This is a genomic window from Daejeonella lutea (assembly GCF_900168015.1).
In the GTDB taxonomy this organism is placed as follows: domain Bacteria; phylum Bacteroidota; class Bacteroidia; order Sphingobacteriales; family Sphingobacteriaceae; genus Daejeonella; species Daejeonella lutea.
In genome coordinates this window covers 1-17,426 of record NZ_FUYR01000006.1, presented here as the reverse complement: position 1 = coordinate 17,426, position 17,426 = coordinate 1, and the positions used below count along the sequence as shown (strand labels likewise).

At 44.6% G+C, this 17,426-nt stretch carries 16 protein-coding genes and 1 other RNA gene; 2 read left to right on the top strand and 15 right to left on the bottom strand.

Going from position 1 to position 17,426, the window contains the following annotated elements; translation table 11 throughout:
* Positions 1 to 20: 20 nt before the first annotated feature.
* The 4 genes from B5X60_RS16885 to B5X60_RS16870 all read right to left on the bottom strand — a co-directional run bounded on the left by B5X60_RS16885 (position 21) and on the right by B5X60_RS16870 (position 3,984).
* On the bottom strand, positions 21 to 1,502 hold the full coding sequence (locus tag B5X60_RS16885) for a tetratricopeptide repeat protein (RefSeq protein WP_079703916.1): 1,482 nt from the start codon (positions 1,500 to 1,502) through the stop codon (positions 21 to 23).
* 396 nt (positions 1,503 to 1,898) lie between these two features.
* Positions 1,899 to 2,266: a transfer-messenger RNA gene (gene ssrA / locus B5X60_RS16880) on the bottom strand.
* A 61-nt stretch (positions 2,267 to 2,327) separates the two neighbouring features.
* Entirely contained in the window at positions 2,328 to 3,527 is a 1,200-nt protein-coding gene (locus B5X60_RS16875; RefSeq protein ID WP_079703915.1) for a pyridoxal phosphate-dependent aminotransferase, read from the bottom strand.
* Between the two features lie 61 nt (positions 3,528 to 3,588).
* Positions 3,589 to 3,984: a DUF1573 domain-containing protein gene (locus B5X60_RS16870; protein WP_079703914.1), complete on the bottom strand. Its 396-nt coding sequence runs from the start codon at positions 3,982 to 3,984 to the stop codon at positions 3,589 to 3,591.
* A 191-nt stretch (positions 3,985 to 4,175) separates the two neighbouring features.
* On the opposite strand from B5X60_RS16870, the gene B5X60_RS16865 reads away from it, so the two are divergent.
* On the top strand, positions 4,176 to 6,593 hold the full coding sequence (locus B5X60_RS16865; protein ID WP_079703913.1) for an alpha-ketoacid dehydrogenase subunit alpha/beta: 2,418 nt from the start codon (positions 4,176 to 4,178) through the stop codon (positions 6,591 to 6,593).
* A gap of 106 nt (positions 6,594 to 6,699) precedes the next feature.
* Here B5X60_RS16865 and aroC read toward each other — a convergent pair whose 3' ends face one another.
* From aroC to B5X60_RS16835, 6 genes are all read right to left on the bottom strand, one after another.
* A complete protein-coding gene (aroC, locus tag B5X60_RS16860; protein ID WP_079703912.1) occupies positions 6,700 to 7,800 on the bottom strand; it encodes a chorismate synthase in 1,101 nt (366 codons plus the stop codon).
* A 67-nt stretch (positions 7,801 to 7,867) separates the two neighbouring features.
* Positions 7,868 to 9,199 (bottom strand): 3-phosphoshikimate 1-carboxyvinyltransferase, encoded by a 1,332-nt coding sequence (aroA, locus tag B5X60_RS16855; protein WP_079703911.1) that lies wholly within the window; start codon positions 9,197 to 9,199, stop codon positions 7,868 to 7,870.
* Positions 9,196 to 10,305 (bottom strand): chorismate mutase, encoded by a 1,110-nt coding sequence (locus B5X60_RS16850; RefSeq protein WP_079703910.1) that lies wholly within the window; start codon positions 10,303 to 10,305, stop codon positions 9,196 to 9,198. The genes aroA and B5X60_RS16850 overlap by 4 nt, the downstream gene beginning before the upstream one ends.
* Positions 10,306 to 10,469: 164 nt before the next feature.
* Entirely contained in the window at positions 10,470 to 11,297 is an 828-nt protein-coding gene (locus B5X60_RS16845) for a prephenate dehydratase (protein WP_079704023.1), read from the bottom strand.
* A gap of 467 nt (positions 11,298 to 11,764) precedes the next feature.
* The gene (aroB, locus tag B5X60_RS16840; RefSeq protein ID WP_079703909.1) at positions 11,765 to 12,820 is read right to left on the bottom strand and encodes a 3-dehydroquinate synthase; all 1,056 of its coding nucleotides are present in this window, start codon (positions 12,818 to 12,820) and stop codon (positions 11,765 to 11,767) included.
* Positions 12,817 to 13,023: an RNA-binding S4 domain-containing protein gene (locus B5X60_RS16835; RefSeq protein ID WP_079703908.1), complete on the bottom strand. Its 207-nt coding sequence runs from the start codon at positions 13,021 to 13,023 to the stop codon at positions 12,817 to 12,819. The genes aroB and B5X60_RS16835 overlap by 4 nt, the downstream gene beginning before the upstream one ends.
* A 372-nt stretch (positions 13,024 to 13,395) precedes the next feature.
* Between B5X60_RS16835 and B5X60_RS16830 the strand changes: the two genes are divergently transcribed.
* Positions 13,396 to 14,625 carry a proline dehydrogenase family protein gene (locus tag B5X60_RS16830; RefSeq protein WP_079703907.1) on the top strand — a complete coding sequence of 410 codons (1,230 nt, stop codon included), beginning with the start codon at positions 13,396 to 13,398 and terminating at the stop codon, positions 14,623 to 14,625.
* Between the two features lie 273 nt (positions 14,626 to 14,898).
* Here the strand turns inward: B5X60_RS16830 and B5X60_RS16825 are convergent, their stop codons facing one another.
* From B5X60_RS16825 to B5X60_RS18405, 5 genes are all read right to left on the bottom strand, one after another.
* Entirely contained in the window at positions 14,899 to 15,213 is a 315-nt protein-coding gene (locus B5X60_RS16825) for a hypothetical protein (RefSeq protein WP_079703906.1), read from the bottom strand.
* Positions 15,214 to 15,435: 222 nt separating this feature from the next.
* Positions 15,436 to 16,071: an HAD family hydrolase gene (locus B5X60_RS16820; protein WP_079703905.1), complete on the bottom strand. Its 636-nt coding sequence runs from the start codon at positions 16,069 to 16,071 to the stop codon at positions 15,436 to 15,438.
* 179 nt (positions 16,072 to 16,250) lie between these two features.
* Positions 16,251 to 16,610, bottom strand: coding sequence for a DUF4870 domain-containing protein (locus tag B5X60_RS16815; RefSeq protein WP_079703904.1), 360 nt, complete (start codon positions 16,608 to 16,610; stop codon positions 16,251 to 16,253).
* Positions 16,611 to 16,844, bottom strand: coding sequence for a helix-turn-helix domain-containing protein (locus B5X60_RS16810; protein WP_139377518.1), 234 nt, complete (start codon positions 16,842 to 16,844; stop codon positions 16,611 to 16,613).
* Between the two features lie 342 nt (positions 16,845 to 17,186).
* Positions 17,187 to 17,426 (bottom strand): hypothetical protein (locus B5X60_RS18405; protein WP_079703902.1); only part of this gene is annotated, 240 nt, incomplete at its 5' end.

The following is a 17,426-nucleotide window of genomic DNA, read 5'->3' as shown; positions in this document are numbered from 1 at the left end:
CGGTGATGCGTGACTCTGTTTCAATATCCCGTTCTTTTCAATCCATCTTTTGCTTTCGATTCGATACTATTTTCGTATTCATGGTCCTTCATGGCAATTGCCTGTTTATAGTAAGAAGCTGCTTTAGCTTTATCACCTTTCTTCTCGTATATGCTACCAATACTCAGGGCCGCATTTGCAGCATAATAGTAAGAGCTCAACTTTCCTGAATTAATAGCTTTTTGGTAGCTGACGACAGCGTCTGAATCGCGGCCCGATTCATCGTAGATACGACCTAGCCTGTAATATAACTCAATCTGGTCACGCTTCAACTTGAAATCTCCAGCGTCCTTTCCTGTTAATTCAGCTAAAGCTTTTGGATAATATCCGCCATCGAAATAAAGACGTGCCTTTAAAAGGTCCATATCCGGCGCAGCATCATTTGCCTCTTTCAAAGCCTGCTTATCTTTTTCATCGTAGAGACTTCCATGAGTTTTTACCATTTTCAAAAAGGTATTATACTTCGCGTTATCGCCGCGCAGATAGAAATAATAAGCAAGCTTCAGGTAGGCATCTTTGACGTAGTTGATCCCTTTGTACTCCTTCAAAAAGTTGATTAAGTAGATATTCGCGTCAGCGTCACCGCGATTTAATTTAGCATTTCCCAGGTGGTAGTTCAGCACAGGGAAGTTGAGATATTCGCTCCCTTTGGGTCTTTTTTGAAGATATTCAATCGCGTTGTCGTTTCTCGCGCTCCGTGCAGATACATAACCCTGGAGATAAGACTTCAGCAAACTGGAATCGTCCATTGTGTTTGTGTAGCCCATGATCTTGCTGTAATTCGCTTTGTTATGCACCAGGTCTGTCTCAATATAGCAGAGAAAGAACACTACCTCGTCGGTGTAAAACTTATATGAAGACCTTGGAAGGCTAGACACCAGCGATTCTAAAGAACGTATTCCAACAGCTGCATTTCCTTTAATCCCAAGAGTTGAAAAAATCCCTTTCATATTTGAAGGTATTGATCCAAAAATTACATCGATAAGACCGGCGCTCTTTTTGTTCGGCAAGAACGAGGGGTGCTTGGCAATATTGGCCGTTAGTAAGTTATCAGCCTTTTTAATGTCCATCCCTGAGGAGAAGTAGTCCTGAAATCTGCTTTTTAGCATACCCCATTGCAAATTAACTTCAGCCTGGGCAAAAAGATAGTACGGCGAATTTTTATCCTGCTTTTCTAATGCACTTAAGCGCGTCGCCTTATTGTTTTTCAAGCGCTCATAGTCTGATTTGTTTTCTGAAGCAAGCAGGGTGAAATAGTCGATATAATTATCAAGAAGTATAGTTATTCCATTATTAGGGTTCTGTTTCTTCTCGTTTTGGATCAGAGCTTTTGCGTCATTTAAGCGCAGGTCAAATATGGCCTGATAGGCTTTTATGCAATTGCTGTTGAAGTCGAAGTTTGCTTTAGAAGGGAGACTGAGGCCGAAAGACAGGAGGGTTATCAGGAGTAGTTTTTTGATCATTAGGAAACTGGTATGCTGTATAGAGAAAATATCCTTTTGTTCAGGATGGTCGCTTAAAAGCAATAAAAATACCAAAATTTATGGTAGGTAGGAGGAGGAGGGTTTTGGACTTGGTGTGTTTGAGATTAGCAGCGCTGATCTCTCCCAACCCGTGCAGGGGATCAAAAAGCAGCCTCGCTGTGCTCGGGCATCCTTCGGTGCACAAAAAAACCAAGCTTGTTGTACTTGGCTGAGGTGTGCTTGAGATTAGCTGGCGCTGATCTCTCCTAACCCGTGCAGGGGATCAAAAAGCAGCCTCGCTGTGCTCGGGCATCCTTCGGTGCACAAAAAAACCAAGCCCTGCGGGACTTGGTTTCTTTTGCTTTTGCTCAGGCTGCTGCCTGCTTTTTAATCATCAAGTGGACCCGGAGAGATTCGAACTCTCGTCCAAACATGGGACAAATTATGCTTTCTACGTGCTTAGCAGTTATTTTATTGTCGGGAAGGGGAAGGCCAACCGCTCGCCTGTACCTTCTTCCGTAGGTGTCTTATCTTGCCGGGTTATCACACCATTAAACCCTGGCCAGCTTTGTTGTTCGATGCCCCTGGTGCTAAGCTACAAAGCGGAACCTAGCGGGACAAAAGCTATGCTAATTCTAAATTAGGCAGCTAAGGCGTAGTTATTTTCGCCAATTGTGGTTTGAGAGTTCAGATTTAAGCGCTAGTCTCACAACGCGCTGCATGCTTACATACCTATCTCCATCCTGTCAATTCCGGTCGGGCCCGTTAATTTTTGGTGGTAAAGTATATACAAAGATACGAAATCCCACCCATATCCTTGCCAGATTAGCTCTTACGTCCTGGATACGCTTCTAAAGCTTTCTCCAGGCAGGTCATTGCTTTCTCCAGATCTTCAACATTCAAAACGTATGCCAGACGCACTTCATTGCTTCCGGTGCCTGCAGAACTGTAAAAACCTGTCGCAGGAGCCATCATTACTGTCTGATTGTCATATTCGAATTCCTCCAGCATCCACTGGCAGAACTTATCGGCGTTATCAATCGGGAACTTGGCTACCACATAGAAGGCTCCACCCGGATTAGGACAGAATACCCCGTCAATACTGTTCAAGCGTTTTACTAATGTATCCCGGCGAAGGGTATATTCTTTATTAACCTTTTCAAAATAGCTGTCGGGAGTGTCTACTGCCGCAGCAGCTGCAATTTGCTCCACCATTCCAGGACTTAGTCTTGCCTGGGCGAATTTAAGTCCGGCCGCAATAACTTCTTTGTTTTTAGTGATCAAACAGCCTAATCGCGCACCACAAGCGCTATAACGCTTCGACACGGTATCAAGAACAATCACATTTTCTTCAAGTCCTTCAAGGTGCATAGGAGAAATGAATTCACGACCATCATAGCAGAATTCTCTGTATGCTTCATCTGAAAAGAGGAAAAGATTGTATTTTAAACACAACACTTTAAGTGCTTCAAGTTCCTCACGCGAATAAAGATAACCCGTTGGATTATTCGGATTGCAAATGATAATCGCTTTAGTCTTGGGCGTTATCAGTTTTTCAAATTCACTGATTGCTGGTAAAGCAAAACCATTTTCAATAAATGAAAGTATTGGCTTGACCACTACATTACTCATGCAAGCAAAGCCATTATAGTTGGCGTAAAAGGGTTCTGGTATTATAATCTCATCACCCTCGTTTACACAGGCCTGCATGGCGATAGTAATTGCCTCAGAACCACCCACAGTTACTAATATCTGCGAAGGGTCTATATCATATTCTAGCTTATTATAATATTCTGCAAGCTTCGTGCGATAGGCTAAAGTCCCTTCAGATGGGGTATAAGCCCACACCTTAAAATCAATATCCTTAATGGCATTTAGCATGCCTTCCGGAGTTTCAATATCTGGCTGACCAATATTTAAATGAAATACTTTTTTACCATCACGTTTTGCTTTATCGGCAAACGGAGTGAGTTTACGAATAGGGGAAGCCGGCATTTGCCTGCCTTTACTTGATATTTCTGGCATGGCGCAAAAATAAAAAAACCTCTTCGGTTGGGGAGAGGTTTTATGCATAAATATTTTGCTATTACCTGCTGCTCGATGCTACCACTTCTCCTTTAATATAAAGGACTTTAACCGGCGTACGTGCATTCGATTTGATAGTTACCGCTTTAGTGAATCCGGGTTGTACAGCTGCTGCGTTAAAAGTGACGGTGATAGTCCCTTGTCCGCCTTTCTGCACCGGATTGGTGGTATATTTAGGAACTGTACATCCACAGGTTGATTCCACATTGGAGATGATCAATGGTTCTTCGCCCACATTAGTGAAGACGAAGTCAACGCTTACAGGTTTACCCTGAGCAATTTTGCCGAAATCGTGAGTTTCTTTCTCAAACTTAAAATCAGCCTTAGTACCATCCTGCATGGCAGTGAAACCAATAAAGGCTATGATCACCGCGCATAATTTCATAAAATGTCTCATATCATGATTTAGTTTACCAAATATAAACTAATATACATATTTCAATAATCATTCCAACAAGCGGAATATCACTAGTTTAGCATGTGGTATAATTTTAAATTTGGCAGGCTAGTTAAAAATCCAACTAATATTTTGTAAACCGATTATCTTTTCCTGCTGTCTTTTGTTATTTTTGACCCACAAGCTGTGCTATGAAAGGAACCCAGGTGGTAGAGAACAATTTGCAGGATCAGGAAGAACTAAGCTTTGAAGATTTCAGGGGCATTATAATTAATGATTATAAGATTGCCTATGAAAGTCGTCAGGCTAGTCTTTTAGGTCGCAAAGAAGTTCTTACGGGCAAAGCAAAGTTTGGAATATTTGGCGACGGTAAAGAAGTTGCTCAACTAGCAATGGCAAAGGCATTCAAGGCCGGCGACTGGCGTTCAGGCTATTACCGTGATCAGACCTTTATGCTTGCTGCAGGAATGCTTACCATGCCTGAATTCTTCGCTCAGCTATACGCAAACACCGATATTGATGCTGATCCTGCTTCCGGCGGGCGTCAGATGAACTGTCATTTCGCTACCCGAACGCTTGATGAGGATGGGGATTGGATGGACCTTACCGCGCAAAAGAACTCTTCTGCAGATATTTCGCCAACTGGTGGTCAGATGGGGCGCCTTGTGGGCCTGGCTCTTGCTTCCAAAATGTTCCGGAATAACCCTGCTCTAAAAGACTTAAAGAAATTTTCAGTTGCCGGCAATGAAGTTGCTTTCGGTACAATAGGAAATGCTTCGACATCTGAAGGGATATTTTTTGAAGCTATAAATGCTGCAGGTGTTCTACAAGTTCCAATGGCTATCTCAATTTGGGATGATGCCTATGGAATTTCCGTTCCTGCGGAATATCAGACTACAAAACAGGACATATCCGAGATTCTCAAAGGATTTCAGCGAGATGAAGTGGGCGAGGGGTATGAGATCTTCAAAGTTAGAGGCTGGGATTACCCCGGATTGTGTGAAACTTATGAGCGAGCGATTAAGATCTGCCGCGAGAAGCATATACCTGTTATGATCCATGTTACCGAGATGACGCAGCCGCAAGGCCACTCGACTTCCGGATCACACGAAAGATATAAAGACAAGTCCCGGATCGACTGGGAAAATGAATACGATTGCATGCTTCAGATGCGTAAGTGGATGATTGAATCTGCTGTTGCATCTGATGAAGAATTGCTTGAGCTGGAAAATACAGCCAAGACTTATATCAGAAATTGCCAGAAGCAGGCATGGGCCGACTTCAATGCTGAGATGCGGAAGGAACTCGACCTTGCAGCTAGCTTAATTGAAAAGACTGGCAATGATAGTTTAATTGCCGATGCCAGAGCCCTGGCTGCTAGTACGGAGCCATCCCGTAAGGATGTGATCAGCCTGGTTCGCTTAGCCGCCAGGAAATTGAACAGTGTTCAATCTGAAGCGAAAGACAATTTATTAAACTGGTATAAAGAACAGCACGACAGTAATTATGACCGCTACAACTCTAAGCTGTTTACCGGTTCAGCTGATTCACCTTTCAACGTTCCGGTAGTTAAAGCAGAGTATGCCGCAGAGGCTCGGAAAGTTGATGGGCGGGAGATTCTAAATGCCTGCTTCGAGGCGAACTTCACCCGTGACGAGCGTGTTGTTGCTTTCGGCGAAGATGTGGGAGCTATTGGAGATGTTAACCAGGGTTTTGCAGGCTTGCAGGCCAAGTTTGGTAAGCTGCGTATTTCCGATACAGGAATCCGGGAAATGACGATCATAGGCCAGGGGATAGGTCTTGCCATGCGTGGACTGCGTCCAATTGCCGAGATACAATATTTGGATTATGTTCTATATGCACTAAATATACTCAGCGACGACCTTGCGACCTTAAGCTACCGTACCAAAGGCAGACAAAAAGCTCCGTTGATCGTTCGTACCAGGGGACATCGTCTGGAAGGGATCTGGCATTCCGGTTCACCAATGGGAGTTATAATAAATTCCTTACGCGGCGTGCATGTATGCGTGCCACGAAATATGACTCAGGCTGCTGGTATGTATAACACGCTTCTAAGAGGCGATGAGCCGGCATTAGTTATCGAGTGTTTGAATGGCTACAGGCTGAAAGAAGAACTTCCCTCAAACCCAGGTGAATTTACGGTCCCTTTAGGTAAAGTTGAAATTCTTAGAGAAGGTACCGATCTAACCCTGGTTTCTTATGGATCTACCCTTCGTATTGCCCAGGAAGCTGCTGAGGAGCTTGAGGGGATGGGAATCTCAACCGAAATTGTAGACATACAAACCTTCCTGCCTTTTGATCTTGAACACCGCTGTGTCCAGTCGCTAAGAAAAACCAATAAACTTCTGGTTGTTGGTGAAGATGTGCCTGGTGGTTCATCAGCATTTATCATGCAGCAGATTTTAGAGGTTCAAAACGGCTATCAGTTTCTCGACGGCAAGCCTCGTACCCTAACCGCCAAACCTCATCGGCCGCCCTACGGCTCGGACGGCGACTATTTTACTAAGCCTTCCCTGGACGATATTATCGAGATCGTTTATGAAATGATGAATGACAGTAATCCGGAGAGGTTTCCGGGCTTGTATTGATTAGTGCAAATATTCTGACAGCTCCCCTGCGAAGGGGAGCTGCACTCGTACACACCGCCAGTGCCTCCTCGCAATGACACTGCAAATGCTGGTGCAGCGAAGCAATCTATAATCTTGTCACCCTATTCCTCAACCAATGATCCGCCAATACCAATGCCGCCATGGATTCAACGATTGCTACAGCGCGGGGGACCACACATGGATCATGACGGCCTTTGCCCTGAACGCTAGCGGCGTTGCCGGAAGAATCGAGGCTGTCTTGGTTTTGCATGATGGTTGCTACGGGCTTAAAGGCTACGCGGAACGTTATGTCCATACCATTGGAGATGCCACCCTGGATACCGCCTGAGAAATTGGTGAGGGTTTGGAATTTGTTTTCATTATTGCTGCCGGGAGGAACGAACAGATCGTTATGTTCTGAACCTCTCATTTCTGATCCGGAAAAACCTGAGCCGTAGTCGAAGCCGTGCACGGCATTGATGCTTAGCATAGCTTTACCAAGATCAGCATGGAGTTTATCAAATACAGGGTCTCCCAAACCAACAGGACAATTCCTGATGACGCAGGAAATTTTTCCGCCTACGGTGTCACCTTCCTTTCTGATTGAATCAATCAATTCTATCATTTGATTTGCTGTAGCCGGGTCGGCGCAACGGACGATATTACTTTCCCTAACTTCCAGCAACTCGCTTAATGAGCCCAGATCCAGGTTTGGGGAATCAATCTGCCCTACAGAGGAAACATGCGCGAAGATTTCTATTCCCGCCTGTTTTAACAGCAGTTTAGCGATAGCGCCTGAAGCTACGCGGGCTGCGGTTTCCCTTGCGGATGATCTACCACCGCCGCGATGGTCGCGATGACCGTATTTGGCATCGTAAGTATAATCTGCGTGCGAAGGTCGGTAGGCATCCTTTATATGTGAATAATCCTTTGATCGCTGATCTTCGTTAGGGATGATCATTGCAATGGGAGTACCCGTGGTTTTCCCTTCAAAGATCCCGGAAAGAATCTTTACCGTATCGCTTTCCTTGCGCTGGGTCGTTATTTTCGACTGTCCCGGTTTGCGTTTATCCAATTCCGACTGAATAAACTCCAGGTCTACCTCCAGGTTTGAAGGACAACCATCGATAATTACACCGATGGCTTCACCGTGAGATTCGCCGAAGGTTGTGACGCGGAAGAGTTGTCCGAATGAGTTACCAGCCATGCTTCTTAAGTTGAGAGTTGAAAATTGAGAGTTGAGAGTTGCGTGTTGACATTTGACGGGGATATCACTATTTGCTATTTAATACCTCGATGTTGTATCCTATACTCTCCAGGTCTTTCCAGAAGTGGGGGTATGATTTTTCTACTACGCGGTGGTCTTCGATTTGCATTTCATTCAATACCAGTGCCAGAGGGGCGAAGGCCATAGCCATTCGATGGTCGTCGTAGGTATTCACCGTTATTGATTTGCTTAGATCCCTTTCGGAGCAATCGAGCTTGTAGGTCATGTTTTTCTCGATCAGCTTAACGCCGATCTTAGCAAGCTCTACCTGAAGCGCGTTTACACGATCTGTTTCCTTGATCTTTAAGGTTTCCAGGCCGGTAAAGGTCGCATCATGTCCCAGCGCAGCACAAACAACAACAACCGTCTGCGCAAGATCAGGGCATTCCTTGAAATCGAAGATCTTGCGTTCAACTGTTTTAGGTTCTTTCTTCAGGAACACACCGCCGTCTTTAAACTGCGACGTAATTCCAAAATTAGCCATGATCTCGGTGATCTTGCTGTCGCCCTGAAGGCTATACCCATTTAATCCCGGCAGGAATAATTCCGCTTCGTCGGCAAGAGCTGCAATGGCATACCAGTAAGAAGCTGCACTCCAATCCGGTTCAACGCTGATCTCACAATTAGCATAAGGCTGATTGGGAATGTGAATAGTATTCGCATCCCAGGTATACCGAATCCCTGCCTGAGAAAGCATGGCCAGCGTCATCTCAACATAAGGCTTAGAAGTCAGCTCACCTTCAATATCCAGGTACAATCCTTTTTCCAGTAAAGGTGCTGCAAGTAATAAGGATGAAATATATTGGCTACTAATGTCGCCCTTTATAGAAACCCGTTCAGATTTCTGCTTTAAAGGACCTTTGATCCTGATCGGAGGGTAGCCATCATTTTCAGTATAATCGATTTCAGCACCCAGTTCACGTAAAGCATCAACCAGTATCCCGATCGGGCGTTGCTTCATCCTGGCTGATCCGGTAAGTGTTACTTCACCGTCCTGTAAGGTATAGTAAGCGGTAAGGAAGCGCATGGCGGTGCCGGCGGGGCCGATGTCGATGGGATGTGAGATGCGAGAAGCGAGATCCGAGCTCTGATCCCTTGGCTCGCTTTCAGTTGTCACCTTTCCTTCCTTCGCTGAAGCTTCGGTGGGCAATGAAGGTTGCAAGATGCCAAGTAAAGTCACCGTATCCGCTGCTTCAGAAACATTCGTAACGGTAACAGCGCCCTTGCTCATGGCTTGCATGATCAGAGCACGGTTACTTTCGCTTTTGGAACCTGTCAGGTGAATGGTGCCCGACAGCTTTTTAGTTTCTGCTGAAATCTTTATAGCTGCTGAACTCATTTTTCTTCAACAACCGGTTTATCGTTCATGATTTCGGTTTGCTTGCGGATGGATTCGCTGTGAATAAGCTCAAGGAATTTTCCGGTGAAGTTCAGATCAAGCTTCAATGCACTTGCAAAAGCACTTCTCTTGTGCATGATCTGGTCCCAACGGTTTACCTGAAGGATGGTCACACCGTTATCTCTTTTGTATTCACCGATTTTCTGCACTACCTGCATACGCTCGGCAATCTTTTGAATGATCTGATCATCCAGCTTGTCGATATTCTCTCTAAGAGAAGCCAGCTTATCAGTAAATTCTTTATCCCTGATCTCTGGTTTACGCAAGGTAAGGTGATCCATTAGTTCAGAAAGAGCTGAAGGAGTCAATTGTTGCTTAGCGTCGGTCCAGGCTACAGAAGGATCCAGGTGCGACTCGATCATCAGTCCCTGCATATCCATATCCAAAGCTTTCTGAGAAATGTAAGGAATCAATTCCCTGTTTCCACAAATATGACTCGGATCGTTGATGATCGGTAGCTCTGGGCAAAGGGTTTTAAGCTGAATAGCAATTTCCCACATTGGTTCATTACGGAAAGCTGTCTTTTCGAATGATGAGAACCCACGGTGAATTGCACCAAGCTTGGTGATACCAGCATTGTTGATACGCTCAAGGGCACCAATCCATAACTGCAGATCAGGGTTAACCGGGTTTTTTACTAATACCGGCACGTCAACACCCTTTAAAGCATCAGCAATTTCCTGTACTGTGAACGGATTTACTGTAGAACGTGCGCCAACCCAAAGGATATCTACACCCGCTGCCAAAGCTTCTTCCACGTGTTTCGCAGTAGCTACCTCAACAGCAGTAGGTAATCCGGTTTCTTCTTTTGCACGTTTCAGCCATTCCAGACCAATGCTGCCAATTCCTTCAAATTCTCCCGGACGGGTACGCGGTTTCCATATACCAGCTCTCAGGACTGAAGCCTTGCCTGTCTTCGCAATTAAATGAGCTGTCGCTAATAATTGATCTTCTGTTTCTGCACTACAAGGTCCTGCAATTAATAATGGCTCGCTTGTTTTTTTAAGCCATGTATCAATTGGCTGTAGTTTTAAGTTAAGTTTCATTTTTTTGAGTTGTAAGTTCTACGTGGTACGTTATACGTGCACGTCGTTTGTTATATGTTTAGCTATTCTTAATTTTTAATTCGTAATTCTTATTTCCTGTTCTATCCGTCCGGCAACTTTCCACTCTCCGCTGTCAACCGTCAACTCTCCACTGTCAACATTTCTCAAACTTTGTCGTTCTTCACGTATTCTCCCATAATGGTAAAGTTCACTGTATGCTTTAAAACCTTCCGGATGGCAGCATCATAATCAGGCTGGTTTTTCCATTCGATATCTACGTAGAAGTTGTATTCGTTTCTCTTACCGAGTACCGGCATCGACTGGATCTTGCTCAGGTTGATATTGTGCTCAGACAGGATGTTCAATACCTGCGCTAATGATCCTACTGAATTGCCGACCTGGAAACTGAGCGAGGCTTTATTGTACGTTGCCGTTTCATTCGCCTTGTTTGTCAGGATCAAAAAGCGGGTGTAATTCTTCTTATTGGATTCGATCCTGCGTTCCATAACCTCAAGACCGTATAATTCAGCGGCAAGATTATTTGCGATGGCTACTGTGTCGATAAGGTTTTCTTCACGGATCTTCTTTGCACAGGCTGCGGTATCTGAGCTTTCGATCACCTGCAGTTGTGGGAAATCATCCAGGAAATCACTGCACTGGCGAATAGCGATCGGGTGGGAGGTCACGTATTTTATGTCTTCGAACTTCACTCCGGGCAATGCCAAAAGATGCAGCTGGATGGCAAGGTAGACTTCACCCACAATCGGGAAGTTGTATTCACGAAGGAGGGTGTAGTTCGGCAGTAAGCTCCCGGCAATGGAGTTTTCGATAGCCATGACCACGTAATCGGCTTGTTTCTGCTTCAAAACGTCGCATGTTTTTTTGAATGACTCGCATTCGATCGTCTCTATGTCGGTACCAAAGAACTTGAAAGCCGCTTCTTCGTGGAAAGAGGCTCTTGTTCCCTGGATTGCTACGCGTTTCTTCTGCATCTTAATGGTCATAAAAAAAGTCCCTGCTTTTGGCAGGGACTTTTTGCTAATTTCTTTATAGATTATTGCATATTCTCCCCGCTCTTACTGTGGATAGTAAAAATAAGCGAAGTAATATGTGCTGTTAATGTTCATTTTTTGTTCTGTGATCCAAATGTACAAAGAAAAATGACTTTGTCAAGGGGAAAGAATATTTTTTTATACCGAAGGCTGATTTGGTATTCAGGATATAATGCGTACACACCGCAGTTTAAACGCAAAGAGCGCAAAGTACACGCAGAGAGCGCAGAGCTGGGAGGAAACAGAGTTTGCCTCGCTATGCTCAATGACAGGCGACCACTGCCCTCACGTTACCCGTGTTGGCTGTCTTTGCGAGGAGGCACGGCGAAGCAATCTCTGTATTTAAATTGCTATGCTCTTTGCGTCCTCTGCGGTTAAAAAATATGCGTTCAGAAAATTACTTCCAGTTACAAACCCCGATAATAATCCAAACTCTCATAAATCTCCTCCTCAGTACAAAACTGATCAAAGCTGCATGTGCCAATTTCGGTTAATAAGGAAAAGCTGATTTGGCCGCCGCTATTCTTTTTGTCGTTCTTCATTACTTCAAGAAGAGCCGGATAGCTAGCTTTTTTAACATTGTATTGCGGGTAGACTTCTTTTATAGCAGCTACAGTTTCGTTGAGGTCTGATTCGCTTAGCCCGTTTTTCTTAAAGGAGAGATAGGCTTCGCAGATAAATCCGATTGCAATGGCTTCACCGTGAAGCAGTGGGTTGCTGTCGTTTGTAAGGGAATAGCTTTCAACTGCGTGGCCAATGGTATGCCCGAAATTAAGGATCTTTCGAAGACCTTTTTCAAACGGATCTTCTTTTACCACTTCGTTCTTAATTTCAACAGAACGGTAGACTATCTCGTCGGTTAGACCTGAAGGACCGGCTTTTTTTACCTGGTCGAACAGCGGGCGGTCGTAGATAAGACCATGCTTAATGACTTCAGCAAAGCCGGATCGTATTTCACGCTCATCGAGAGTTTTCAGGAAGCCGGTGTTAATAAAAACGGCTTTTGGCTGAGTGAATGTCCCTATGATATTTTTTACGCTATCCATGTCGATGCCGGTTTTGCCGCCAACAGATGCATCTACCTGCGAAAGAAGAGTGGTAGGTACTTGGACGAAATCAATTCCCCTTTTAAATGTAGAAGCAGCAAATCCACCCATATCTGTAATCACGCCGCCACCAAGATTGATCATCAAGCTGCTGCGCTCTGCCCCAAAATCAAGCAGCATGCGCCAGATGCCAATGCAGAAGTCGATGTTTTTATTCTCTTCACCCGGAGTTACTTCTATCAGATCGTAATCAAGATCGCCAAGTACTTCCTGCACGGCGGGCAGGCAGTGGGTTTCTGTATTACTGTCGACGAGAATGAAGGCTTTGCTGTATTTGCTTTCAGTAATGAATTTGCTTAATTCCTGCAGGCTATTCTCAAAAAAGATAGGGTAACTAATACTGTTAATGGGGTTCATTGTACGTTTATTTTTGTGCCGTTATATTCAACTGTATCTCCGCGCCGAACTTTCAGGCGTTTGCGAAGGTCCACTTCTCCGTTGCACTTTACCAATCCGTCCAGCACCACTAACTGCGCCTCGCCACCGCTCGCCACCAGGTTTGTAGCCTTGAGCAATGCGATAAGTTGGATATATTCACCTTCTAGTTTGAAATCAAGCATAGGACAAACTTACGGAATTTGCTGCGCAAGAGTATCAAGAATCAAGGAGCAAGTATCAAGAATCAAGAATCAAGTATCAAGTATCAAAATACGGGGAGTTTACAACGAAATATGGGTGTTATGAAAACAAGATACACTTCGAATTGTGCTAGAAAACCGGAATCGTATCATGAACGGTGAGTTCCCCGCCTTCGCGGGGATGGCAAGCGTTTTTCTTGTGTGGGGGAGGATATGGTTGCCTTCAGCCACCATATCCCTCCCCCTAAATGCCCAGAACGATCGTCATCCCCGCGAAAGCGGGGACCTCCATTAAGCGCCCAGTCTTGATACTTGATACTTGCTACTTGATACTAGTTACGTTACCTTTGCCTCATGCACAATCCTGATGCTAACCAATTGAAGCCTGTCCGGAAGGCTCTAGATTTTAATAACACAGAAATAGCCTTCAGAGGGAATTCGAATTCTGATCTGGAGCGGGCGTATTGGCTGTTTAAAATAATCAGCGTACGGCTGCTGACGAAGATCGGTCCGCCGATAACGAAGTTCGCTATGGCTATCGGTTTACCGATAAAACCTTTAATCAAAACAACCATATTTGAACATTTCTGCGGCGGAGAAACCATTGAAGAATGTGAAAAAACCATAAGCCGGCTTGACAAGGGAGGTGTGGGGTCTATCCTGGACTATTCTGTTGAGGGTGAAGATGAGGAAAAAGTCTTCGATGAAACCTGCGAGGAGATTATGCGGACGATCAGGCGCGCAGACGGTGACAATCGCATCCCGCTAACGGTATTTAAAGTAACTGGCTTGGGCAGGTTTGATCTCATCGCTAAAAAAGATGCGAAGGAAAGTCTGAATGCAGAAGAAACGGCTGAATTTCAACGGATCTCTAATCGCATTAATAAGATCTGTGCACTGGCACATGAGCGGTCGGTGAGGGTGATGATCGATGCTGAGGAGAGCTGGATCCAGGATAGTATTGATCAGCTGGCATTAGAGATGATGCGGAGATATAACCAGAACAACCCAATTGTGTATAACACCTATCAGCTGTACCGGAATAATGTATTGGAATGTCTCAGACAGGACAAGAAGACGGCCTTTACAGAAGGATTCATACTAGGAGCTAAACTGGTTCGCGGTGCCTATATGGAGAAAGAGCGGAAACGGGCAGAGCAGAAAGGCTATCCATCTCCGATCAATGCAACGAAAGAAGAAACGGATGCGCATTATAATGATGGCCTGCGGTTCTGCGTAAGTAATTTAAATACCGTTGCTTTTGTAGCGGGTACTCATAACGAGGAAAGCTGCCGTCTTTTGGCAGAGCTGTTAGACAGTAAGAATATTAAGCATAACCATGATCATGTCTATTTCTCCCAGCTGCTGGGAATGAGCGATAATCTAAGCTTTAACCTGGCAGAGTCGGGCTATAATGTTGCTAAATACGTTCCTTATGGTCCGGTGAAGGCTGTAATGCCGTATTTGTTCAGACGGGCGGAGGAGAATACTTCTGTGGCGGGACAAATGGGGAGGGAGTTGAAGTTGATTGTTAAGGAAAAGAGGAGACGTTCATTGGAGCAAGGAGCAAAGAGCAAAGAATAAAGACTTTCTGCCCAGCCGGCTGGCGACTTTCCTTAAACCTTCCTTGCGGCAGGCAGATGCATTGTTAACCGTAATGGACGCGGAGGACACGCAAATAGCGCAAAGATCTATCGCTTTTAATTACTAAACGCTGTGTTATTTTTACCACAAATAAAACATAGAAAGACACAGAGAGCCAAAGGTATTTCTAAACGCTGTGTTTGAGTTTCCCGCGAAAGCGGGAAACTCGATTATACGTCCAGTCTTGATACTTGATACTCGCTACTTAATACTCTACTCAGGTACCGGAGTATCCAGCTGCCTCAGTAAATCATCAGCATTGTCATCTGCATACGTACCATATGCATTGATCAAGGTCCCTTTTACATCGTGATGCAGTGACTTAATCGCATAAAGTACAGAGTTATCATCCGGATCGCTTGCGCCTTCAAAGCGATACACTTTTACAATCTCAAATTCTTTCGGGCTTAGAGTGATATCACCACTCTTAAGCTGGTTATTGTGGATGTTGAAGTCATGGGTAAAGCCCTCATCTTTCAACTTATTTAAGGTGCCCACAAGTGTCGGTTTTTCTATTGGATTTGCCATACCTCGTTAACAGGGGAGGGATGGGAATTGTTTTTTTGAGTTGAAAGGGAAAAGGGGGAAGGGGAAAGCTGGAAACTGAAAATGAGCCAGGAACCAGGAACCAGGAATCAGGACTTCCACCCGGCGGACTTTGCTCCCAGCGGCGTTGCATCAGATATCAACTTTCTTAGAGAGACAATCTCCCATTCCAAGGTCTTGATTCTTGGCTCTTGATTCTTGATACTACAATAATCCGCTCCCATATAAAAACCCCTCCAGCGTCTCATCTGCAGTTAATAAGTGGGTGTGCATACCAAGTTCACCGGCGGTTTTCAGGTGCTGCGGACTATCATCAATGAAGAGTGTTTCTTCAGGCTTGAGGTCGTGGGCATCGAGTACAAACTGAAATATGTCGGGATTGGGTTTGCGCATTTTCATGAGATGGGAATAGTAGTCCTTTTCAAAGAATACCTCATTTGAAGGCAGATTGAATTCGTTCTTGAGATATTCCATGATCCATTTGTAGTGAATCTCGTTGTTATTGCTCAGGAGGAAAGTGCGATACTTTTTCTTTGCCTTCAGGAGAACATCGTGTGTACCATCCGGCACGCCGATCAACAGGGTATTCCAGGCATTGTCGATTTGCTCATTTGTTAATGAGGGTTGCTCGGTGATGCGCCTGATACCGTCACGGAATTCATCAGAAGTGATAAGCCCTTTTTCGAACTCATCAAAAAGCGGATCGTGACCGGTATGAGCAAAGAAGCGCTCGACATTTTTAATTCCGAGCTCGGTAAAGCTATGCTGTGTTCTTTTGAAATCAATACGGAAGATCACATTGCCGTAGTCGAAGATTATATTTTTAACAGTTGAATACATTCTGGTTTTTTTGGATTGAGCTTAATTTAACAGCGCGCAAAGTTATGACTTTGGGCCAGCAACTTCCATACTGGTTATGAAAAGATAAAGCGAAAAACCATCGGAACTAGATTCAGACTGGGGACCTGGAACCAAGAATTAGTCAGGGACCTCAAGATGACTGAAGTGGAAGGAACCTGTTACGTTAATCGCAGGAAGGGAATCGCAGGCTGGTATACGACTACCTGGCCACTTGCGCTGCGGATGGTATTGATCATGATTAGAAGGATATTCAGACCATACAGTCCCATGAGGGAGAAAATGATGTATTCGGGATTGCCGAAGTTTTCAGGGAACAATTTAAGCCTTAGGCTTATTAATCCAAGCGCATATGCATAATGGAAACATAATAGGATGTACCAGGTAATTTGAAAATTCAAAAGCTTTTGTGCGTTTTTAGACAGGTTCTTGACCTTGCCCTTTTTTAGGATCCAAAAGACAAGAGGAACCAGAGCACCAAGAAATGGAATCAATAGAAACGAAAGGGCTGAAACATTCATTTAGGCAGTATAGCTCTTGTCCTCATGTTCAGGTTGGTCGAATAGTTCTGTTACAGGGACGTTCAATACACCGGCCAGACGGTTTAGTGAGTCGCCGCGAGGAGCAGACTCGCCGTTTTCAATTCGCTGTACTGTGCGCAGGCTGAGCTGACATTTTTCAGCAAGAAGTTCCTGGCTAAGGCCGGCCTGGTTTCTTAATTCTTTTATTTTTTCGGCTAAATCTGTGTTTTTCATATCGGACATTTACCCAAATGTATTGCAATGCGCTGAATTAATATTACGACTTTTCTGCGTCATTTTTATGGCATTCCGATGTTCCCCGACTAGATCGGGGATCTCGTCACGGCACGCGGCACCAGCCGCACGTGTCAGTCAGACTTGTCGTCAGCAAAAAACTGCACATTTTCATGCGCTCCACTGTAGACTAGAACCTGGGTTAATATTACATTAGTAGAGGACGCGAGAATTAATATTCTTTCATCGTCCTTTTGCTGCAGGTGACCGTTGCACAACATGATGATATTTTAGGCAAGCGCGTAATAAAAGTCGGGTTTGTATTTCGCTTAATTGAAGTTTTCATATTGTAGTTTGATTGGATCTGACTAACAACTTAAAAAACAATGTGTAACGGGTTATGGGGCATGGAATTGCGTGCTTTAGTCGGTCATTTGCTCTCTCAGAACTGTGTTTTAGTAGCTTCTTCAGATTGTAAGCTATTGCTGCCATGGTCACGCATTTATTCGCCTGAGATCTTCCAATAGTGTTCACCCGTTTCATTCCTAAGAAGTTTACAAGAGTACCAATGACTGGCTCAAC